Origin of the sequence: Pseudoduganella dura (assembly GCF_009727155.1) — a bacterium.
GTDB lineage: Bacteria > Pseudomonadota > Gammaproteobacteria > Burkholderiales > Burkholderiaceae_D > Rugamonas > Rugamonas dura.
The window spans coordinates 2,603,694-2,623,383 of the sequence record NZ_WNWM01000002.1; the positions used below are offsets into that span (position 1 = coordinate 2,603,694).

Genomic DNA, 19,690 nt, shown 5'->3' on the forward strand with positions numbered 1-19,690 from the left:
ATCCGCCCCCTATGCCAGAATTACCGGAAGTCGAAGTCACCCGGCGCGGCGTCGCGCCCCACATCGAAGGCCGCGCCGTGCGCGAAGTGGTGCTGCGCCGCACGGGCCTGCGCTGGCCCTTCCCCGCCGCCCTGCATGAAATCCTGCTGGACCGCACGGTGCTCGCCACCGGCCGGCGCGGCAAGTACCTGCTGGTGGAATTCGAGCACGGCACGCTGATCATCCACCTGGGCATGAGCGGCCACCTGCGCGTGCTGCCACCCGGCGTGCCGGTGCAGAAGCACGACCACATCGACCTGGTCGTCGACGGCCCGGACGGCCCGCAAATCCTGCGCATGACCGACCCGCGCCGCTTCGGCGCCGTGCTGTGGCACCCGAAGGAAGAAGGCGAGCTGGACACGCACCTGCTGCTGCGCGGGCTGGGCGTGGAGCCGCTCGGGCCGGCGTTCACCGGCGAACTGCTGTACCGCAAGACGCGCGGGCGCAGCGTGGCGGTCAAATCCGCGCTGCTGGCCGGCGACATCGTGGTCGGCGTCGGCAACATCTACTGTTCCGAAAGCCTGTTCCGCGCCGGGATCAACCCGAAGACGCCGGCCGGCCGCATCGGCCTGGCCCGCTACGAAAAGCTGGCGCAGGCGATCCGCGACGTACTGGCCGAGGCGATCGTGCAGGGCGGCAGCACGCTGCGCGACTTCATTGCCGTCAACGGCCAGTCGGGCTATTTCCAGAACACGTATTTTGTCTACGACCGCGCCGGGCTGCCGTGCCGCGTGTGCGGGGCGCCGATCCGGCAGGTCAAGCAGGGGCAGCGCTCGACGTTCTACTGTCTCGTTTGCCAAAAATGATTGTCAGAAATGAGCCAGCAATGAGGGATGGACGACAGCCATGATGCGCGACCTCGAACAGTACAGTGCCTGGCGCCAGGGCGTGGCGGCGGCGCTGCGCGCCTACCGCGACGGCGCGCAGGCGGCGGACCTGCTCGATGCGGCCGCCGCCCAGCGCATCGCCCGCACGCTGGCGCGGCTGGCGGACGACAAGCTGTCCGTCGCGTTCGTGGCCGAATTTTCGCGCGGCAAATCGGAACTGATCAACGCGATCTTCTTCGCCGACTACGGGCAGCGCATCCTCCCCTCCGCCGCCGGCCGCACGACGATGTGCCCGACCGAGCTGCTGTACGATCCGGCCTATCCGCCGTCGATCCGGCTGCTGCCGATCGAGACGCGGGCGGCCAACCTCTCCACCAGCGATTACCGCGACGACCCGCGCGCCTGGACCGTGCTGCCGCTGGACGTGAACACCGCCGCCGACATGCACGACGCCTTCCGCCAGGTGAGCCAGACCCGCGCCGTGCCGGTGGAGGAAGCGCGCCGCTACGGCCTGTACGACCCGGACGATCCCGATCTCGCCGCCACCGTGAATGGCGAAGGCATGGTGGAGATCTCGCGCTGGCGCCACGCGATCATCAACTTCCCGCATCCGCTGCTCAGGCAGGGCCTGGTGATCCTCGACACGCCGGGCCTGAACGCGATCGGCACCGAGCCGGAGCTGACGCTGAACCTGATCCCGCACGCGCACGCGGTGCTGTTCATCCTGGCCGCCGATACCGGGGTGACGAAAAGCGACATCGAAGTGTGGCGCGAGCACATCGGTGCCGGCGCGGGCCGGATGGTGGTGCTGAACAAGATCGACGGCATGTGGGACCCGCTGCGCTCCGCCGCCGAGGTCGACGACGAGATCGCCCGCCAGGCCGCGCACGCGGCGCAGCTGCTGGCGGTCGATGCCGGCCAGGTGTTCCCGGTCTCGGCGCACAAGGCGCTGGTGGCGAAGATCACCGGCGACGCGGCACTGCTGGAACGCAGCCGCATCGGGCAGCTGGAACAGGCGCTGTTCCACGAGCTGATTCCCGCCAAGAAGGAGATCGTGCGGCAGCGCCTGGCCGACGACCTGGGCGCGCTGAACGGCGCGCAGGCGGCGGTGCTGGGTGCCCGGCAGCGCGGCATCGCCGAGCAGCTGCACGAACTGACCAGCCTGCGCGGCAAGAACCGCAACGTGATCGCCCACATGGTGCGCCGCGTGGAAGCGGAAAAGAAGGAATTCGACGCCAGCCTGTTCCGGATGCAGGCGGCGCGCGCCACGTTCACGCGCCTGTCGACGGAGCTCTATGGCACGCTGGGCATGGACATGCTGCGCGACCATGTGCTGCGGGTGCGCACGGGCATGGCGCGCAGCCACTGGTCGGCCGGCCTGCGCGAGGCGGTGCGGATCTTCTTCGACAGCGTGCAGGCGGAGCTGGAGCGGTCGGACCGCAAGGCCGGCGAGATCCGCGACACGATGCAGGCCGTCTACCAGCAGTTCGCCGCCGAGCATGGCGTGGCGCTGCCGCCGCCGCCGCCGTTCGCGCTGGCGAAGTACCGCGTGCAGGTGTCCGACATCGAAGCGATCTACCAGCGGCAGTTCGGCGCCGCCGCGTTGCTGACCACCAGCCGGGCCGTGCTGATGGAGCGCTTCTTCGACACGATCGCGTCGCAGGTCAAGCGCTGCTTCAAGGCGGCCAACGCGGAATGCGAGAGCTGGCTGAAGGTGATCATGGCGCCGCTGGAGGCGCAGATCCGCCAGCACCGCGAACAACTGAAGGGCCGCCAGGCATCGATCGGGCGCATCCACGATGCCGCCGACACGCTGGAACAGAAGATCGAGGCCTTCGAGCGCACCCGGGCGGCGCTCGAAGGGCAGAAGGAACAACTGGCCGCGCTGGCCCGGGCGATCGCGGCCGCCATCGATACGGAACCGCGCGCGGAACCCGCTCCACAATAGAAAGACGAACTTGCAGTACGAAGACCCTACTTTTTCAGCCGCGCTGATCGCGTGGCAGCAGCAGCACGGACGCCACACGCTGCCGTGGCAGAACACCCGCGATGCCTACCGCATCTGGCTTTCCGAGATCATGCTGCAGCAGACGCAGGTGGCCGCGGTGCTCGGCTACTACGCCCGCTTCCTGGAGCGCTTCCCCACCGTGCACGAGCTGGCCGCCGCGCCGGTCGAGGATGTGATGGCGCAATGGAGCGGCCTCGGTTACTACACGCGGGCGCGCAACCTGCACCGGTGCGCGCAGCGCGTGGTGGCGGAATACGGCGGCGTGTTCCCGGCCGATCCGGCGCTGCTGGCCGACCTGCCCGGCATCGGCCGCTCCACGGCCGCGGCGATCGCCGCGTTCTCGGGCGGCGCGCGGGCCGCGATCATGGACGGCAACGTCAAGCGGGTGTTCGCGCGCGTGTTCGGCATCGATACCTTTCCCGGCGAACGGAAAACGGAAGAAGCGATGTGGCGCCGCGCCGAGGCGCTGCTGCCCGCGCAGGGCATCGAATCGTACACGCAGGGCCTGATGGACCTGGGCGCCACGCTGTGCACCCGCAGCAACCCGGATTGCCCGCGCTGCCCGATGCAGGCGCGCTGCGTGGCCTTCGCCACCGGCCGCACGAAAGAGCTCCCGGTGCGCAAGCCGAAAAAGACGACGCCGGAAAAGCACACGGTCATGCTGCTGGCCGTGCATGGCGGCCAGGTGCTGCTCGAACAGCGGCCGGGCGCCGGCATCTGGGGCGGCCTGCTGTCGCTGCCCGAGGTGAACGGCCATGTGGCGCTCGACGACGACGGGGAGCCCGGCTTCGATGACGACGCGGTGGCGCGGGCGCTGCTGCCGTTCGGCGTGGCCGAATCGCAGGAACGCCTCAATACCATCATGCACGGCTTCACGCACTACAAACTGCATATCGTGCCGGTGCTGGCGACGCTGGCGCAGCGCGCGCCGCTGGCGGCCGATGGCCGGTTCGTGTGGCTGGACGTGGCGCGGCTCGCGGACGCGGCGCTGCCCGCGCCGGTGAAGAAACTGCTGATGGAACTGCTGGGAGCGCAGGCGCAGGCGCGCATGTTCTGAAGCGCCGGCATTGGCCGCGCCGCCGGCCGCTGCAAGCGGCCGGGAAGGTGGCTACCGGGGTGGCCACCGGGGTGGCCGCAACTCAGAGCTCTTCGAGGGAATACAGGTTCCGGTGCACATGGATTGCATAGCGGTCCGTCATGCCCGCGATGTAGTCGGCGATGCGCCGCGCCTGTTTCGTTGCATCGCCCGACGGTTCGCGGTAATCCGGCGGCAGCAGTTGCGGGTCGGCCGTGAATGCGTCGTACAGCTCGCGCACCATCCGGCTGGCCTTGAGCCGCATGCGGTTCACCTTGTAGTGGCGGTACAGGTTCTCGCGCAGGAAACGCTTCAGCTCGGTCGCATCCTTGCGCATCGGGTCCGAGAAACGGATCAGCGGCGGCGCGGCGCGCACGTCGTCGATGCCTTGCGGATTCGCCTCGAGGATGCGGGCCTGCGACGTGACGATCAGGTCGTCCGCCAGCGCCGTGATCAGGCGGCGCAGCGTTTCGTAGATGGCCCGGCGGCCCGTCAGCCCCGGGTAGGCGGCCTGCACTTCGCGCCACAGCCGGGCAAAGAAATCCACCTGCTCCAGCTGGGCGATCGTGATCAGGCCGGAACGCAGGCCGTCGTCGATGTCGTGGCTGTTGTAGGCGATCTCGTCGGCCAGGTTGGTCAGTTGCGCTTCCAGCGACGGTTGCGTCCTGTCGAGGAAACGCTGCGCCACGTCGCCCAGCTGCCGGGCATTGTGGGCGGAGCAGTGCTTGAGGATGCCCTCGCGCGTCTCGAACATCAGGTTCAGGCCGTCGAACGCGCCGTACTGTTCCTCGAGGTGGTCGACCACGCGCAGGCTTTGCAGGTTGTGCTCGAAGCCGCCGTGGTCCTTCATGCATTCGTTGAGCACGTCCTGCCCCACGTGGCCGAACGGCGTGTGGCCCAGGTCGTGCGCCAGCGCGATCGCTTCCACCAGGTCTTCGTTCAGCCGCAGGTTGCGCGCCAGCGAACGGCCCACCTGCGCCACTTCCAGGCTGTGCGTGAGCCGGGTGCGGAACAGGTCGCCTTCGTGGTTCAGGAAGACCTGCGTCTTGTATTCGAGCCGGCGGAACGCGGTCGAATGGATGATGCGGTCGCGGTCGCGCTGGAACTGGCTGCGCGAGGCGTGCGGGGTTTCGGCGAAATGGCGGCCGCGCCCCTGGTCCGAACGGGCGGCGTAGGGAGCGAGCGCCTCTTCCATGCTCACTCCACGCAGGCCGCGATGGTGGCCAGCAGCGCGTCGTGCGGCGCCGTGGTCACGATGGCCGTGCCCAGCGGCTTGATCAGGATGAACTTGATCGCGCCGCCCTCGTTTTTCTTGTCCACTTCCATCAGCTCCAGCCAGCGGTCGATGCCCAGGTCGGGCGCCTTGACGGGCAGTCCCGCCGCGGCGACCACGTTGCGGATGCGCTCGAGCGTTGCCGCATCGATGTAGCCCAGGCGATGCGACAGGTCGGCCGCCATCACCATGCCGCAGCCGACGGCTTCGCCGTGCAGCCAGGCACCATAGCCCATGCCGGCCTCGATCGCGTGGCCGAACGTGTGGCCGAAGTTCAGGATCGCCCGCAGGCCCCCTTCGCGCTCGTCCTGCCGCACCACGTCGGCCTTGATTTCGCAGGAACGGGCGATCGCATAGCCCAGCGCGGCGCGGTCGCCCGCCACCAGCTTGCCGATGTTCTCCTCGGTCCAGTCGAAGAAATCCTCGTCGATGATGGGGCCGTACTTGATCACCTCGGCGAGGCCGGCCGCCAGCTCGCGCTGCGGCAGCGTTTCCAGCGTGGAGGTATCGGCCAGCACCACTTTCGGCTGGTAGAACGCGCCGATCATGTTCTTGCCCAGCGGGTGGTTAATGCCGGTCTTGCCGCCGACCGAGGAATCGACCTGCGACAGCAGCGTGGTGGGCACCTGGATGAAATCGACGCCGCGCATGTAGGACGCGGCGGCATAGCCGGTCAGGTCGCCGATGACGCCGCCGCCGAGCGCGACCAGCGTGGTCTTGCGGTCGCACTTGTTGGCCAGCAGCGCATCGAAGATCTGCATCAGGCTCGACCAGTTCTTGTGTTCCTCGCCGTCTTCCAGCACAACGGAAATGACTTCCTTGCCGGCCGCCGCCAGCGGGGCGGCCACGCGCTCCAGGTACAGCGGCGCGACGGTGGTGTTGGTGACGATCGCGACCTTGCGGCCGGTGACATGGCGCGCCAGCAGCGCTTCGTCGAGCACGGCCGGGCCGATCGAGATCGGGTAGCTGCGCTCGCCGAGGTCCACGTTCAGGAGGATGTTGGTCTGTTCGTTCATGGAGGATTGTGCCTGCGTCATGCAGTTCGGCGCATCCTGGCAAGCCAGGGCGTCGAGCTGGTTGATGATGATCTGGACCATCGATTGTACGTTAGGTCGACCCGTATCGACGACGAGGCGTGCCATCTCCAGGTACAGCGGCTCGCGCTGGGCGAGCAGTTCCTCGAGTTTCCGGCGTGGATCGGCGGTTTGCAGCAGCGGGCGGTTCTTGTCGTGGCCGGTGCGCGCGAGGATGCTGGTGATGCCGGCGCGCAGGTAGACGACGGTGCCGCGCTCCTGCAGCAGCGCGCGCGATTCCGGATCGAGGATGGCGCCGCCGCCGGTGGCGAGCACGATGCCCTCCTGGCCGGAGAGGTCGCGGATCACCTCCGCTTCGCGGCGCCGGAAGCTGGCCTCCCCCTCGATCTCGAAGATCCACGGGATCGTGGCGCCGGTGCGCTCCTCGATCTCGTGATCGGAATCGACAAAGCGCATGCCAAGTTTGCGGGCGAGCAGGCGGCCGATCGTCGTCTTGCCCGCCCCCATCAGTCCTACCAAAAATACATTTTGCATCGCGGATCAGATTAGTGCATATCGCACCATTGTAATCCGAGTGACGCGACTGGCGGCCGCGGGATGGCGAGAGGAAGATGGCGCCCGCGTCGCTGGTGTCGGACACCTTCAGGTGTCGGACACCGGTTTTCGCCAACATCCTGCCAATGTCGTCGCTAAAAGCCGGCGCCCGACACCAGCCCGCCGGCACCGCCGCTGGTGTCGGCCGCCGTGATAGCCCGACACCAGGCTTCCTACCGCGCAGTCACCTTCTCCGCCACGATCTTCGGCGTGATGAACACCAGCAACTCGGTCTTTTCGCTGGTGCGGCTGGTGGTCTTGAACAGGTGGCCGAGCACCGGCACGTCGCCCAGCAGCGGCACTTTCGAGACCGAGTTGCGCTCGGTCTGCTGGTAGATGCCGCCCAGCACGACGGTGCCGCCGTTTTCCACCATCACCTGCGTCTTCACGTGCTTGGTGTCGATCGCGAAGCCGGCGCGGGTTTCGGCGCCCACGCTGTCCTTGTTGACGTCGACATCGATGACCACGTTGCCGTCCGGCGTGATCTGCGGGATCACTTCGAGGCGCAGGTTGGCCTTGCGGAACACGATCGACGTGGCGCCGCTGCTGGTGGCCACCTGGTAAGGCAGTTCCAGGCCCTGTTCGATCGTGGCCACCGACTTGTCGGCCGTGACCACGCGCGGGCTGGAGATGATCTTGCCGGTGCCGTCCGCTTCCAGCGCCGACAGTTCCAGGTTCAGGAACCGGTTCGCGGCCGAGTTGAACAGGCTCACGGCCAGGCTGCCCGCCGCCACGCCGTTGATCGGCGCCGCCGGCAGGTTGATGAACTGGGTGTTGTTGAAGTCATCCGCCGAGTCCGACGACACGACCTGGCCGGTCAGCCGGCCGGCGCCCGTCATGTTGCCCGAAACCAATGCATGATTGCCGCCCTGCGTGCCCTTGAAGTCGGCGAAGCCCAGCTTGGCGCCGAGGTTGCGCGTGAAGCCGTCGTTGGCCTCGACGATGCGCGCCTCGATCAGCACCTGCCGGGAGGCGATGTCGGTCTTCGACAGCAGCTTGCGCACTTCTTCCAGCCGGGACGGGATGTCGGTGACGAACAGCTGGTTGGTGCGCGGTTCGATGATCGCGCTGCCGCGGCGCGACAGGATGCGGTTCTTCGCATCGCTGGCGCCATCGAGCCCGAACACCATCTTGAACGATTCGGCCTTCTGGTAATTGAGCTGGAAGATTTCCGATTTCAGCGGTTCCAGGTCGGCGATCTGGGCACGCTGTTCCAGTTCGAGCTTTTCCTTGGTCAGCAGTTCTTCCTTCGGCGCGATCCAGATCACGTTGCCGTTCTTGCGCATGTCCAGGCCCTTGGCCTGCAGGATCACGTCCAGCGCCTGGTCCCACGGCACGTTCTTCAGGTGCAGCGTCAGGCTGCCCGCCACGCTGTCGGAGGAGACGATGTTCAGGCCCGAGATGTCGGCCACGGCCTGCAGCGCCGCGCGCACTTCGATGTTCTGGAAATTGAACGAGACCTTCTCGCCGCGGTAGCCCTGCGTGCCCTGCACCAGCCTGGCCGGATCTTCCTTGACCGGCCGGACTTCCACCACCAGCTGGGTGTCGCTCTGGTACACGTTCTGTTCCCACAGGCCGGTGGCCTCGACCTGCAGCCGCACGTTGTCGCCGTGCGGCGCGGCGGTCACGCGCGTGACCGGGGTGCCGAAATCGGTCACGTCGAGCCGGCGGCGCAGCGTTTCCGGCACGGCCGTCTTCAGGAAATCGACGGTTACGCCTTGCGGGCCCTGCTTCACGTCGACGGCCACCGCGTTGTTCGGCAGGTCGACGACGATGCGGCCTTCGCCGCCGGTACCGCGGCGGAAATCGATCGCCCTGAGCACCGGCTTGCCGGGCGCCTTCGACGGCGCATCCGCCGCCGGACCCGCCGGCAACCGGGCCGGTGCGGCGGACACGGGCACACCGCGCGCATCGAGCGCGGTGGCAACGCCGCCCGTCCCCTCGATCGTCAGGATCACGTTCCTGCCCTCCACCGCGGTGGCGTAGTTCAGCGCGCGCTTGAGGTTGAACACGAGCCGCGAGCGGTCGCCCGCCTGCACCGCGTTCACGCTGCGCAGGTCGCCCACCTCGATGTCCTGCGCCGTCTTGCCGGTGGCATTGCTGGTCTGGCCGAAGTCGAGCGCGATGCGCGGCGGGTTCGCGGTGGCGAAGCCGGCCGGTGCCCGGTCCGGCGCATGGTCGAGCGCGATCTTCACGATCACGTTCGTGCCCTGCCGGCTGGCGGTCACGGATTCGATCGCATTGCCCCCCTGCGCGTGGGCCAGCGCGGCGGCACCGGCCAGCGCCAGCGCGGCGCCGAGGCGGCGCATGGTATCGGTTGCGATCATTGCTTGTTCTCCTGGCTTTGCTGCAGTTCCAACGTACTGGTGCGCTCGATCCATTCGCCGCTCGCATCCTGTACCGTTTCCTTCACGTTGACGGAAGTCTCCGTCACCGACGTGATCACGCCGTAGTTCTGGCCCAGCCGCTGCCCGGTGCGCACCTGGTGCACCGACTGGTCGATCTGCAGCAGGGCGAATATGGCGCGACCCTTCTGCAGCATGCCCACCATCCGCATCGTATCGAGGGGAAAGCCCTCGAGCGGCTCCTTGCGCCGGGCGGTGTCCGGCGCGGCGCCGGTGCCGGGGCGCGCGGCATCGCCGCCGGCCAGCAGCTTGTTCGGGTTGAACGGGTCGGGCCCGCCGGCCGACGCGTAGGCGAACGGCACGAAGGTCTTCGGCTCGACCAGCGGCTTGACGGCCACGCGGGTGGTGGCGTCCACTTCCTTCATCCACTGGCGCACTTCCTGTTCGTCGCGGTCGCCGCAACCGCCCAGCAAGCCGGCCAGCGCCAGCACCAGCATCGGTGCCCCGGCGGTCGGCGAAATCCCGTGCTTCATTTCTTCGCGCCCTTCTTCTCGGCGGCCGCCTTCTTCTGCGCGGCCACTTCTTCCTGGTCCAGGTAACGGAAGGTCTTGGCAATCGCATTGAGCGTCAGCGTGCCGTCCTTGTTGGTCACCAGTTCCATGTTGTTCAGCGTGACGATGCGGGGCAGGTTCGCCATGTCGCCGGCGAACGCGCCCAGGTCGTGGTAGTTGCCGGTCACCTTGATGTCGATCGGCAGTTCGGCGTAATAGTCCTTCACCACGACCTGGCCCGGCTTGAACAGCTCGAACTGCAGGCCGCGGCCCACGCCGGCCTGGTTGATGTCCGACAGCAGCGCCGCCATCTCGGCCTTGCTCGGCAACTGCTTTTCCAGCCGTACCACGTACTGGTCGACCTGCGACTTCTGCGCCGTCAGCGCATCGAGGTTGATCGCCTGCGCGGTCTTCTGGCGGTACTGGTCGCGCAACTGCAGCTCCTGCGCCGCGCCCGCCTCCTGCTCCTCGAACTGGGTGCTCCAGTAGCCGAAGTACCCCAGCACCAGCACGCCGAGCGCCACGCCGATGCCGCACAGGATGCGCGGCGCCAGCGGCCACTGGCCGGGGTGCACGCCGTTCAGGCCGTGGAACTGGGCGCCGAGCGAGCCCGCCAGCCGCCGCATGTCCATCCCCTTGTCGATATCCTTGCCGGTTGCCATGTCAGATCGCCTTCGCGGCCGGTGCCGGCGTGCCGGCCTTGCCGCCGCCGTGGTTGTCGTTGCCTTCGTCCTTGCTTTCTTCCTTGTCGCGCGGCCGCTTGATGCCCACGATGAGCGAGAATTCCACGACCTTGCGCGGGTTCTTCGCCTGGCCGATCGTGCCGGCCTTCACTTCGATCAGGTCGGGGCGTTCCAGCCACGGCGAAGCGCTCGACAGGTTGCGCAGCAGCCCGGACACCCGTTCCTGCGATTGCGCGTAGCCGTCGACCGCCACGCGCTGCCCATCCTGCCGGAAGCCCTTCAGGTACACGCCCTCCGGCGTCTGCCGCACCAGTTCGTCGAGCAGGTAGACGGGCTGGTTGCGGTCGCCCTGCAGGTCCTCGACGGCCTGCTGGCGCGCCTTCAGCGCCTCGATCTCCTGCTTCAGCGTGGCGATGCGGGCGATCTTCACGTCCAGCGCGGCGATCGAATCGCGCAGCAGCGCGTTGCGCTGCTCCTGCACGGCCAGCGCGCGCGCGTTGTAGCCGCCCACCAGCAGCACGATGCCGATGCCGATCAGCGCCGCCAGCACCAGCAGCGCCACGAATGCCGCCTTGCGCTGCTTGCGCTTTTCCTCGCGGTGCGGCAACAGGTTGATGCGAACCATCAGTCGAACCTCCTCAGCGCGAGGCCGCAGGCGACCAGGTAGGCCGGCGCGTCGGCGCGCAGCTGCTGTTCGCGCACGCCGGGTGCCAGCGCCATGCCCTGGAATGGCGAGATCACGGCGCCCGGGATACGGGTGCGCGAGGCCACGATATCCAGCAGGCCGGGCAGCAAGGCGCAACCGCCGGCCAGCAAGACCTGGTCGATCTTCGTGTAGGGCGTGGAGGTGAAGAAGAACTGGATCGCGCGGGTGACTTCCAGCGCGGCCGATTCCAGGAACGGCTGCAGAACGTCTGCCGCATAGCCGGCCGGCAGGTCGCCCCCCTGTGCGTTCGCCTGCGGTGCATTGACCTGGGCTGCGTACGATTTCTTGCGCGACTCGGCTTCCTCGAACGCCAGGCCGTAGGCGCGCACGATATCCTGCGTCAGCGAGTTGCCGCCGAACGGCTGCTCGCGCTCCCACAGCGTGACGCCGTCCTGCATCACCGAAATCTGCGTCATCGATGCGCCGATCTGGAACAGCGCGATTACCTGCCCCTTGCCGCCGCCGGGCATCTGCGCGGTGACGCGCGCGGCCGCCGCGCGTGCCGCGTACGATTCGATATCCATCACCGAAGCCTTCAGGCCCGATGCCTCGGCCACGGCGACGCGATCCTCGATCTTTTCGCGACGCGCGGCGGCGAGCATCACCTCGATGTCGTCCTGCGAGCTGGCCACGGGGCCGATGACGTCGAAGTCCAGGCTCACGTCGTCGAGCGCGAAGGGAATGTACTGGCTGGCCTCGGATTCGACCTGCACTTCGAGCTGTTCTTCCGACAGGCCGGCGGGCAGCACGATCTTTTTCGTGATGACGGCGGCCGGCGGCATGCCCAGCGCCGCGTGGCGCGCGCGTGTGCCGCTCTTTTTCAGCAGGCGGCGCACGGCGTCCACGACCTGGTCCAGGTTCTCGATGTTGCCATCGGCGACCGCGCCGCGCGGCAGCGGCTCGACCGCGCAGCGCTCCACGCGCAGGCCATCCTTGCCGGCATCGGCGAGTTCGACCAGCCGCACGCCCGAACTGCTGATGTCGAGCCCCACGAGCGGCGGCGTGGCGCCACCGAACAAGGACTTCAAGTCTGGCATCATCGATGCATTCCCCGCCCGATGCGGCAAAGAGTCCGCTCCGGAATAATTGGCATAAAGTGAAAAAACCGTTTGAAAACCGTCACTTGGAACATAAATACCTGACGGCAAGATGGATGCTAGCAATTCCGCGAGGCAACTGTAAAGATATTTCCGCACGGCACTATGACTTTCATCTGCCCACCCGCCTGCAGAGTTTGCGGACTGTATAGCCGTGCCGATAACAGAGTTGTCGGCTTGGTCATGCGCCGCGGGGGCGGCACAGAGGGCAGGCCCGGGAAGCGTGCCCGCCAGGACGCGTCGCTTATAATGCGTGCACAAAATTTCAAAGGTTTACCCGCATGACTCCTCCGAACAACGCTTCTTCCAAAAAGTCCAAACCCAAGTCGCCGAAGAACTACCTGCTGCTGGCGCTGGGCTCCGTGGCCGGGCTGGGACTGGTCGCGGTGCTGCTGGTGGTCTTCGGGCTGGCGCTGGCCTACCCGAGCCTGCCTTCGCTCGATACGCTGACGGATTACCGGCCCAAGATGCCGCTGCGGATCTATTCCGCCGACAATGTGCTGATCGGCGAATTCGGCGAAGAGCGCCGCAACCTGGTGCGCTTCAAGGACATCCCGGACGTGATGAAGAAATCCGTGCTGGCGATCGAGGATGACCGCTTCTACGAGCACGGCGGCGTCGACTACCTGGGCATCCTGCGCGCGGCCGTGCACAATGCCACCGGTGGTGCGCGCCAGGGCGCCTCGACGATCACGCAGCAGGTGGCGCGCAACTTCTTCCTCTCCAGCGAACAGACGCTCAAGCGCAAGGCGTATGAAGCGCTGCTGGCCTGGAAGATCGAGCAGAACCTGACGAAGGACCAGATCCTCGAGGTCTACATGAACCAGATCTACCTGGGCCAGCGCGCCTATGGTTTCGCCTCGGCGGCGCAGATCTATTTCGGCAAGAACCTGCACGACATCACGATCGCCGAGGCGGCCATGCTGGCCGGCCTGCCGAAGGCCCCTTCCGCGTACAACCCGGTGGTCAACCCGAAACGGGCAAAGACGCGCCAGCAGTACATCCTGCAACGGATGGCGCAGCTGGGCTACATCACGCCGGCGCAGTATGAAGAAGCCAGGCACGAACAGCTGAAAGTAAAGACCGACAGCAGCGAGTTCGGCGTGCATGCCGAATACGTGGCCGAGATGGCGCGCCAGCTGGTGTACGAACAGTTCAAGGAAGACACCTACACGCGCGGCCTGAACGTGTTCACGACGATCACGAAATCGGACCAGGATGCGGCCTACCTGGCACTGCGCAAGGGCGTGATGGACTACGAGCGCCGCCATCCCTACCGCGGTCCGGAAGCCTACGTGGACCTGCCGCGCGAGCGCGCCGAAGCCGACGAGATCATCGAGACCGAACTGGCCGAGCACCCGGACAGCGACGACATCGTGGCCGCCATGGTGCTGTCGGCATCGCCGACGAAGGTGACGGCGATGACGGCATCGGGCGAGGAAATCACGATCACCGGCGCCGGCCTGTCGATGGCCAAGGGCTGGCTGGCCGAGAAGGCCGCGCCGAACCGCCGCGTGCGCCGCGGCGCGGTGATCCGCGTGATGCAGGAAGAGAAGGATTGGCAGATCACGCAGATGCCGGAAATCGAATCGGCATTCGTGGCCGCCAGCACCGAGGATGGCGCGATCAAGGCGATGGTGGGCGGCTTCGACTACAACCGCAACAAGTTCAACCACGTGACGCAGGCGTGGCGCCAGCCGGGTTCGTCGTTCAAGCCGTTCATCTATTCGGCCTCGCTGGAGCGCGGCCTGTCGCCGGCGACGATCATCAACGACGCGCCGATCTCGTTCGACGCCGGCCAGACCGGCGGCCAGGCGTGGGAACCGAAGAACTACGACGGCCGCTACGAAGGCCCGATGACGATGCGGCGCGGCCTGACGAAGTCGAAGAACATGATCTCGATCCGCATCCTGCACAAGATCGGCGCGAAATACGGCCAGGAATACACCACGCGGTTCGGCTTCGAGGCCGACAAGAACCCGCCCTACCTGACGCTGGCGCTGGGCGCCGGCGCCGTGACGCCGCTGCAGATGGCCGGCGCCTACGCCGTGTTCGCGAATGGCGGCTACAAGGTCACGCCCTACCTGATCTCGAAGGTCACCGATGCCAACGGCCGCGTGCTGTCGCAGGCCGCGCCGGACCGCGCCGGCGTGGAAGGCAACCGCGTGATCGACGAGCGCAACGCGTTCCTGATGGACTCGATGCTGCGCGACGTGGCGCGCTACGGCACCGCCGCCAAGGCCCAGCAAACCCTGAAACGCCCCGACTTGGCCGGCAAGACGGGCACCACGAACGATTCGATCGACGCCTGGTTCGCCGGCTACCAGTCGAAGCTGGTGGGCATCGCGTGGATCGGCTACGACCAGCCGAAGAACCTGGGCAACCGCGAAACGGGCGGCGGGCTGGCGCTGCCGATCTGGATCGGCTACATGCAGAAGGCGCTGAAGTCCATCCCGGTCGAGGAGCGGCCCGTGCCGGATGGGATCATCATGGCCAACGGCGAGTATTACTATGCCGAGAACCCGCCGGGCGTGGGCGTGGAAAGCCTGGAAGGCGCTTCGCGCGGCACGCCGGAAGAAGAAAAGGCGCGCGACGCCGTCAAGAACGAGCTGTTCTAAGCCAGCAACGCAAAACCGGGGACGTGCCTGCCGGGAGCCATCGCTCCCGGCAGGCACGTCCCTCTTTTTTATATATCGGGCATGACCTTGTCGAAACCAACACCCGCGCAATTGCGCACCGATGTCCTTTCCGGCATCACCGTCTCCCTCGCGCTCGTGCCGGAGGCGATCGCCTTCGCGCTGCTGGCCCGGGTGAGCCCGCTGACGGGCCTGTATGCCGCGTTCATCGTGTGCCTCGTCTCGGCCGCGCTGGGCGGCCGGCCGGGCATGATCTGCGGCGCCGCCGGCGCGCTGGCGGTGGTGATGACCGGCCTGGTCGTCAGCCACGGCGCCGAATACCTGTTCGCGGCGGTGGTGCTGATGGGCGTGTTCCAGCTGCTGTTCGCCGCGTTCAGGCTGGGCAAGTTCATCCGCATGGTGCCGCACCCGGTGATGCTGGGCTTCGTCAACGGCCTGGCGATCGTGGTCTTCATCGCCCAGTTCGGCCACTTCAAGGCGAACGGCCAGTGGCTGCAGGGCACGGCGTTGTGGACGATGCTGGCGCTGGTGGCGCTGACGATGGCGATCATCTACGCGCTGCCGCGGCTGACGAAGGCGGTGCCGGCGTCGCTGGCGGCGATCCTGGTCGTGTCAAGCCTGGTGGCGGCGCTGGGCATCCACACCAGGACGGTCGGCGACATGAGCTCGATCGCCGGCGGCCTGCCCTCGTTCCACGTGCCGCAGGTGCCGCTGACGATGGAGACCTTGGCGATCGTGCTGCCGTACTCGCTGATCCTGGCCGCCATCGGGCTGATCGAAACGCTGCTGACGCTGAACCTGATCGATGCCATCACCGATACGCGCGGCAGGCCGAACCGTGAAAGCATGGCGCAGGGCCTGGCCAACATCGCCAGCGGTTTCTTCGCGTCGATGGGCGGCTGCGCGCTGGTCGGGCAGAGCATGATCAACATCGACAACGGGGCGCGCCACCGTATCGCCGGCATCACGGCGGCGCTGTTCCTGCTGGGCTTCATCGTGCTGCTGTCGCGCTGGATCGAGATGATCCCGCTGGCGGCGCTGGTGGGGCTGATGGTGGTCGTCTGCGAAAAAACGTTTGCCTGGGGCAGCCTGCAGACGCTGCGCAAGATCCCGCGGCAGGATGCGGTGATCGTCGTCGGGGTCACCGTGATCACCGTGCTGACGGACCTGGCGGTGGCCGTGCTGGCCGGCGTGGTGTTCGCGGCACTCGTGTTCGCCTGGCAGCATGCGAAGGAAATCCGCGCCGCCATCTCGACGGATGCGCGCGGCTGGAAGGTGTACACGCTGAAGGGCTCGCTGTTCTTCGCATCGACGGCCAACTTCGCCGCGCTGTTCGACCCGAAGAACGACCCGCAGCACGTGGTGATCGAATTCCGCGACGCCAGGGTGGTGGACCACTCGGCCGTGGAAGCGATCGACACGCTGGCCACGCGCTACCAGCAGGCCGGCAAGACCCTGCACCTGCGGCACCTGAGCCCGGACTGCCTGGAAATCCTCGGCAACGCCAAGGCGATGGTGGAAGTAAACGAGTTCGAGGACCCGCATTACCACATCGCCGATAACCGGCTAGGCTGACCGAAAAAAAACCGGTGACAGGCTTCGGTTTTTTTGAAATGTTCCAGTTTAATAGGAGCCTGTCACCGGTTTTCCGGCAATGTTGTCGCCAGCCGCCTTGCGTTACGGATTCTCGCTGACGATCACCGGCGCGCCGCCCGACTGCTCGGTGGCGATCCGCGACAGCGCATCGAACAGCTCGCTGCCGTCGCGCGAATTGATCCACCGGCCGTCGACGCGGCGGTAGTGGAAGCCGCCGGAACGCGCGGCCACCCACAGTTCCTGCATCGCGGCCTGGCTGTTGACGATCACCTTCGAGCCGTTGTGCAGGAACTCGATCTCCAGCACATTGCCGTTGCGGCTGCATTCGACATCGAGCCGGTTGTCGTCGTTCAGGCGGTCCAGCGCGGCTTCGATGGCATTGAGCGTGCTGTCGGCCAGGTCCAGGAATTCGGTTTCGGTCATGCTACACTCCAAGGGTTCTGTAATAACGAGATTCTAATCGTGAAGTCCACTCCAGCGCTTCTCTTGATTGCCGTTTTGCTCGCCGGTTGCGGCCAGACCGGCGCCCTGTACCTGCCCAAGCCGCCCGCCAAACCGGAAACGGCGGCCGGCAAAGCCGGCGTGGCGCCCCCTTCCGCCCCGGTTCCTTCGACTCCTCCCGCTTCACAACAGTAGACCATCCAGCAGATCCATGTCCCACTTCGACTACCAGAACGGCGTGCTGCACGCCGAGGGCGTCTCATTGCCCGCCATCGCCGAAACGTTCGGCACGCCGACCTACGTGTACTCCAAGGCCCAGCTGCTGGATAACTTCGACGCTTACGCCAACGCCTGCGCCGGCCGCGATGCGCTCGTGTGCTATGCGATGAAGGCCAACTCGAACCTGGCGATCCTCGACCTGCTGGCCCGCCGCGGCGCCGGCTTCGACATTGTTTCCGGCGGCGAGCTGCTGCGCGTGATCGCCGCCGGCGGCGATCCGAAGAAGGTGATCTTCTCCGGCGTGGGCAAGAGCGTGGACGAAATGCGCCTGGCGCTCGGCCACGACATCCTGTGCTTCAACGTGGAGTCGATCCCCGAACTGCACCGCCTGAACGACGTGGCCGGTTCGCTGGGCAAGAAGGCGCGCATCTCGCTGCGCGTGAACCCGAACGTGGACGCGAAGACGCACCCCTACATCGCCACCGGCCTGAAGGCCAGCAAGTTCGGCGTGGCGTTCGACGATGCGCTGGCCACCTACCGCACCGCGGCGCAGCTGCCGAACCTGGAACTGGTCGGCATCGACTGCCACATCGGCTCGCAGCTGCTGGACGACACGCCGCTGCTCGAAGCGCTGGACCGCCTGATCGAACTGATCGACACGCTGGCGGCCGAGGGCATCCACCTGCACCACCTGGACGTCGGCGGCGGCCTGGGCATCGACTACGGCGTGGCCGGTGAAGACCAGCCGGCACCGGCAGGCGACTACGTGCGCCGCGTGTTCCAGCGCGTCGAGGCGTGGCGCGCCGCAAGGCACGATGGCAAAGGCATCAAGGTGATCTTCGAGCCGGGCCGCTCGATCGTCGGCAACACCGGCCTGCTGCTGACGAAAGTGGAATTCATCAAGCACGGCGAGGAAAAGAACTTCTGCATCGTCGACGCGGCGATGAACGACATGGCCCGCCCCGCGCTGTACCAGGCGTGGATGGACATGCAGCCCGTGGTGCGGCGCGAGGCGCAGCGTCAGAACGCCGGGGCCGTGTACGACGTGGTGGGCCCGATCTGCGAATCCGGCGACTGGCTGGCGCGCGACCGCGAACTGCCGGTCGAAGCCGGCGACCTGCTGGTGATGAAGACCGCCGGTGCCTACGGCATGACGATGGCCTCCAACTACAACACCCGCGGCCGCGCGGCCGAGGTGATCGTCGACGGCGGCCAGGTGCACCTGGTGCGCCGGCGCGAACTGCCGGAAGAGCTGTTTGCGCTGGAATCGGTGATCAAGTAAGAAGCCGCCCCGAAACGCTTTCCAGAAAATAGGGACGGACCCTGAGCCTACCCCTCGAATTCCCAAGTGCGGACCATCGAAACGAGTTCGATAAATGCATATTTGATGGCCGATGGGGAGAGTCTGGGTCGACGATAGTCGTCGACCCAGTGCATTGCCAACGAGAAGATTGAAAGGCAGCTGCCTGCCTTGGGATGGCTGCCGTAGTGGACTTCATAGCCAGCCGCTCGTGCCGCTAAGCCGATCAGCCATAAGGCATAAGTGAGCAATGCACCGATTAGTAAAAGTGCCGCCAGACGAAGCAGGCTTGTAGTCTGGCTATGTCGCAGTGCCATTCCCCATTTGGCATTCTTCAGGTCGCGGAAAGTCTGCTCGATTTGCATGCGCCCAGAGTAAATTTTGATGATGTCGTCTGCACGAAGCTGTGCCAGTGCTGGCGAAACGGCGAGTAGCCAAGGCTCACATTGGGCAGCGCTGTTTTTCTTGCTGTGGCGCGCGCGCAGGTTGACCGGATTTCGTCAAGCAATGCCGTCCTTTCGATTTGGACTTGTATAGCACTAATCGGCAGTCGACAGGGTTGGAGCGGACATGAAAAAAATAGCCCAAATCGCGCGCTTTTGCGGTAGCTCTTGAGTACAAGCTTTTGCAGCCGAACCAGTCGTTGCCGTTCTGTTGGCACACCAAATCACGGTTGCGTATCCGTCCGACCCAGCCAAAGCCGAGCTGATTGAGCGTTTTAAACCACGTAGCACGAAATCCTGCATCGGTGATGATGATGGCGCGACAGTGCGCTGGCAGGATGGTTTTCAGGGTCTTCATGAAGCACTTATGGACCAAAGATGCCGCGAGCCTCTCCTGAGGGTGGACCTCCTCGTAGAGCGTAAAGGCGCGTCCTTCGATGATGGCTGCTGCACGCAGCAATTGAGCACTGCCATCTGCGCGAATTTCTGACCAATCTACTGCTACCTGCACGTATTGCCTGGATTGAAGAAGGCGTTGGCTCATTGCTCGGTATATCTGCACCCGCTCTTTGGCCAGATGGGGATTGCTCAGCAAACGGTCACAGCACTTGATGCGATGCCGAAGACTTGTTTGTGACCTGAGCTGCTTACCGATGCGTACAACGCCCAGCCCGGCACGAGCTGCAGCTTGCACAATTTGAGCTAGGCAAGCTCGGCGTTTAGCGTGAATTGATGGGCACTCCTGCCCCAACAATCGTTGTATGATTTGGCGTGCATGCATGGTCCGTGCCTTTCATTTGCAGTTTGGTCGCTACGAATGAAA

Annotated in this window: 17 protein-coding genes; 7 read left to right on the forward strand and 10 right to left on the reverse strand. The window is 66.1% G+C overall.

The features are described 5' to 3' along the window. Positions 1-11 precede the first annotated feature (11 nt). Genes mutM through mutY form a run of 3 tightly spaced genes read left to right on the forward strand, consistent with a single transcriptional unit; the run spans position 12 to position 3,931 of the window. Complete coding sequence (gene mutM / locus GJV26_RS11360; protein WP_155708919.1) at positions 12-845, forward strand: bifunctional DNA-formamidopyrimidine glycosylase/DNA-(apurinic or apyrimidinic site) lyase; 834 nt, start codon at positions 12-14, stop codon at positions 843-845. 40 nt (positions 846-885) lie between these two features. Beyond that, positions 886-2,814 carry a dynamin family protein gene (locus tag GJV26_RS11365; protein ID WP_155708920.1) on the forward strand — a complete coding sequence of 643 codons (1,929 nt, stop codon included), beginning with the start codon at positions 886-888 and terminating at the stop codon, positions 2,812-2,814. A gap of 10 nt (positions 2,815-2,824) precedes the next feature. Next, a complete protein-coding gene (mutY, locus tag GJV26_RS11370; RefSeq protein ID WP_155708921.1) occupies positions 2,825-3,931 on the forward strand; it encodes an A/G-specific adenine glycosylase in 1,107 nt (368 codons plus the stop codon). Positions 3,932-4,013: 82 nt separating this feature from the next. On the opposite strand, the gene GJV26_RS11375 is transcribed toward mutY, so the two are convergent. From GJV26_RS11375 to GJV26_RS11405, 7 genes are all read right to left on the reverse strand, one after another. Next, positions 4,014-5,144 carry a deoxyguanosinetriphosphate triphosphohydrolase gene (locus GJV26_RS11375; protein ID WP_155708922.1) on the reverse strand — a complete coding sequence of 377 codons (1,131 nt, stop codon included), beginning with the start codon at positions 5,142-5,144 and terminating at the stop codon, positions 4,014-4,016. Between the two features lie 2 nt (positions 5,145-5,146). Continuing rightward, positions 5,147-6,763 (reverse strand): bifunctional shikimate kinase/3-dehydroquinate synthase AroKB, encoded by a 1,617-nt coding sequence (gene aroKB / locus GJV26_RS11380; RefSeq protein WP_371866560.1) that lies wholly within the window; start codon positions 6,761-6,763, stop codon positions 5,147-5,149. Positions 6,764-7,023: 260 nt separating this feature from the next. Further along, complete coding sequence (locus GJV26_RS11385) at positions 7,024-9,177, reverse strand: type IV pilus secretin PilQ (RefSeq protein ID WP_155708924.1); 2,154 nt, start codon at positions 9,175-9,177, stop codon at positions 7,024-7,026. Further along, positions 9,174-9,728 (reverse strand): pilus assembly protein PilP, encoded by a 555-nt coding sequence (locus GJV26_RS11390; RefSeq protein ID WP_229419269.1) that lies wholly within the window; start codon positions 9,726-9,728, stop codon positions 9,174-9,176. The genes GJV26_RS11385 and GJV26_RS11390 overlap by 4 nt, the downstream gene beginning before the upstream one ends. Then, positions 9,725-10,378: a type IV pilus inner membrane component PilO gene (locus GJV26_RS11395; protein WP_155712398.1), complete on the reverse strand. Its 654-nt coding sequence runs from the start codon at positions 10,376-10,378 to the stop codon at positions 9,725-9,727. The genes GJV26_RS11390 and GJV26_RS11395 overlap by 4 nt, the downstream gene beginning before the upstream one ends. A 31-nt stretch (positions 10,379-10,409) precedes the next feature. Beyond that, entirely contained in the window at positions 10,410-11,054 is a 645-nt protein-coding gene (locus tag GJV26_RS11400) for a PilN domain-containing protein (protein WP_155708925.1), read from the reverse strand. Next, positions 11,054-12,172, reverse strand: a complete 1,119-nt coding sequence (locus tag GJV26_RS11405) for a pilus assembly protein PilM (RefSeq protein ID WP_155712399.1) — start codon at positions 12,170-12,172, stop codon at positions 11,054-11,056. Before GJV26_RS11405 ends, GJV26_RS11400 begins: the two co-directional genes overlap by 1 nt. Positions 12,173-12,513: 341 nt before the next feature. Between GJV26_RS11405 and GJV26_RS11410 the strand changes: the two genes are divergently transcribed. Together GJV26_RS11410 and GJV26_RS11415 are read left to right on the forward strand one after the other, a co-directional pair. Continuing rightward, entirely contained in the window at positions 12,514-14,850 is a 2,337-nt protein-coding gene (locus tag GJV26_RS11410) for a penicillin-binding protein 1A (RefSeq protein ID WP_155708926.1), read from the forward strand. 81 nt (positions 14,851-14,931) lie between these two features. Beyond that, positions 14,932-16,443 (forward strand): SulP family inorganic anion transporter, encoded by a 1,512-nt coding sequence (locus GJV26_RS11415; protein ID WP_155708927.1) that lies wholly within the window; start codon positions 14,932-14,934, stop codon positions 16,441-16,443. 102 nt (positions 16,444-16,545) lie between these two features. Here the strand turns inward: GJV26_RS11415 and cyaY are convergent, their stop codons facing one another. After that, positions 16,546-16,887 (reverse strand): iron donor protein CyaY, encoded by a 342-nt coding sequence (gene cyaY / locus GJV26_RS11420; RefSeq protein ID WP_155708928.1) that lies wholly within the window; start codon positions 16,885-16,887, stop codon positions 16,546-16,548. Between the two features lie 39 nt (positions 16,888-16,926). Between cyaY and lptM the strand changes: the two genes are divergently transcribed. Both lptM and lysA read left to right on the forward strand, forming a co-directional pair. Beyond that, positions 16,927-17,100, forward strand: coding sequence for an LPS translocon maturation chaperone LptM (lptM, locus tag GJV26_RS11425; protein ID WP_189441792.1), 174 nt, complete (start codon positions 16,927-16,929; stop codon positions 17,098-17,100). A gap of 16 nt (positions 17,101-17,116) precedes the next feature. Further along, positions 17,117-18,406: a diaminopimelate decarboxylase gene (gene lysA / locus GJV26_RS11430; RefSeq protein ID WP_155708929.1), complete on the forward strand. Its 1,290-nt coding sequence runs from the start codon at positions 17,117-17,119 to the stop codon at positions 18,404-18,406. Positions 18,407-18,453: 47 nt separating this feature from the next. Here the strand turns inward: lysA and GJV26_RS11435 are convergent, their stop codons facing one another. Then, entirely contained in the window at positions 18,454-18,909 is a 456-nt protein-coding gene (locus tag GJV26_RS11435; RefSeq protein ID WP_155708930.1) for a transposase, read from the reverse strand. Beyond that, positions 18,866-19,648, reverse strand: coding sequence for an IS4 family transposase (locus GJV26_RS11440; protein ID WP_155708931.1), 783 nt, complete (start codon positions 19,646-19,648; stop codon positions 18,866-18,868). The genes GJV26_RS11435 and GJV26_RS11440 overlap by 44 nt, the downstream gene beginning before the upstream one ends. Positions 19,649-19,690: the final 42 nt, after the last annotated feature.

Coding starts and splice junctions, on each gene's coding strand:
- mutM (WP_155708919.1), top strand. CDS start 12: ATGCCAGAATTACCGGAAGTCGAAGTCACCCGGCGCGGCGTCGCGCCC.
- GJV26_RS11365 (WP_155708920.1), top strand. CDS start 886: ATGATGCGCGACCTCGAACAGTACAGTGCCTGGCGCCAGGGCGTGGCG.
- GJV26_RS11375 (WP_155708922.1), bottom strand. CDS start 5,144: ATGGAAGAGGCGCTCGCTCCCTACGCCGCCCGTTCGGACCAGGGGCGC.
- aroKB (WP_371866560.1), bottom strand. CDS start 6,763: ATGGGGGCGGGCAAGACGACGATCGGCCGCCTGCTCGCCCGCAAACTT.
- GJV26_RS11385 (WP_155708924.1), bottom strand. CDS start 9,177: ATGATCGCAACCGATACCATGCGCCGCCTCGGCGCCGCGCTGGCGCTG.
- GJV26_RS11390 (WP_229419269.1), bottom strand. CDS start 9,728: ATGAAGCACGGGATTTCGCCGACCGCCGGGGCACCGATGCTGGTGCTG.
- GJV26_RS11395 (WP_155712398.1), bottom strand. CDS start 10,378: ATGGACATGCGGCGGCTGGCGGGCTCGCTCGGCGCCCAGTTCCACGGC.
- GJV26_RS11400 (WP_155708925.1), bottom strand. CDS start 11,054: ATGGTTCGCATCAACCTGTTGCCGCACCGCGAGGAAAAGCGCAAGCAG.
- GJV26_RS11405 (WP_155712399.1), bottom strand. CDS start 12,172: ATGCCAGACTTGAAGTCCTTGTTCGGTGGCGCCACGCCGCCGCTCGTG.
- GJV26_RS11410 (WP_155708926.1), top strand. CDS start 12,514: ATGACTCCTCCGAACAACGCTTCTTCCAAAAAGTCCAAACCCAAGTCG.
- GJV26_RS11415 (WP_155708927.1), top strand. CDS start 14,932: ATGACCTTGTCGAAACCAACACCCGCGCAATTGCGCACCGATGTCCTT.
- cyaY (WP_155708928.1), bottom strand. CDS start 16,887: ATGACCGAAACCGAATTCCTGGACCTGGCCGACAGCACGCTCAATGCC.
- lysA (WP_155708929.1), top strand. CDS start 17,117: ATGTCCCACTTCGACTACCAGAACGGCGTGCTGCACGCCGAGGGCGTC.
- GJV26_RS11440 (WP_155708931.1), bottom strand. CDS start 19,648: ATGCATGCACGCCAAATCATACAACGATTGTTGGGGCAGGAGTGCCCA.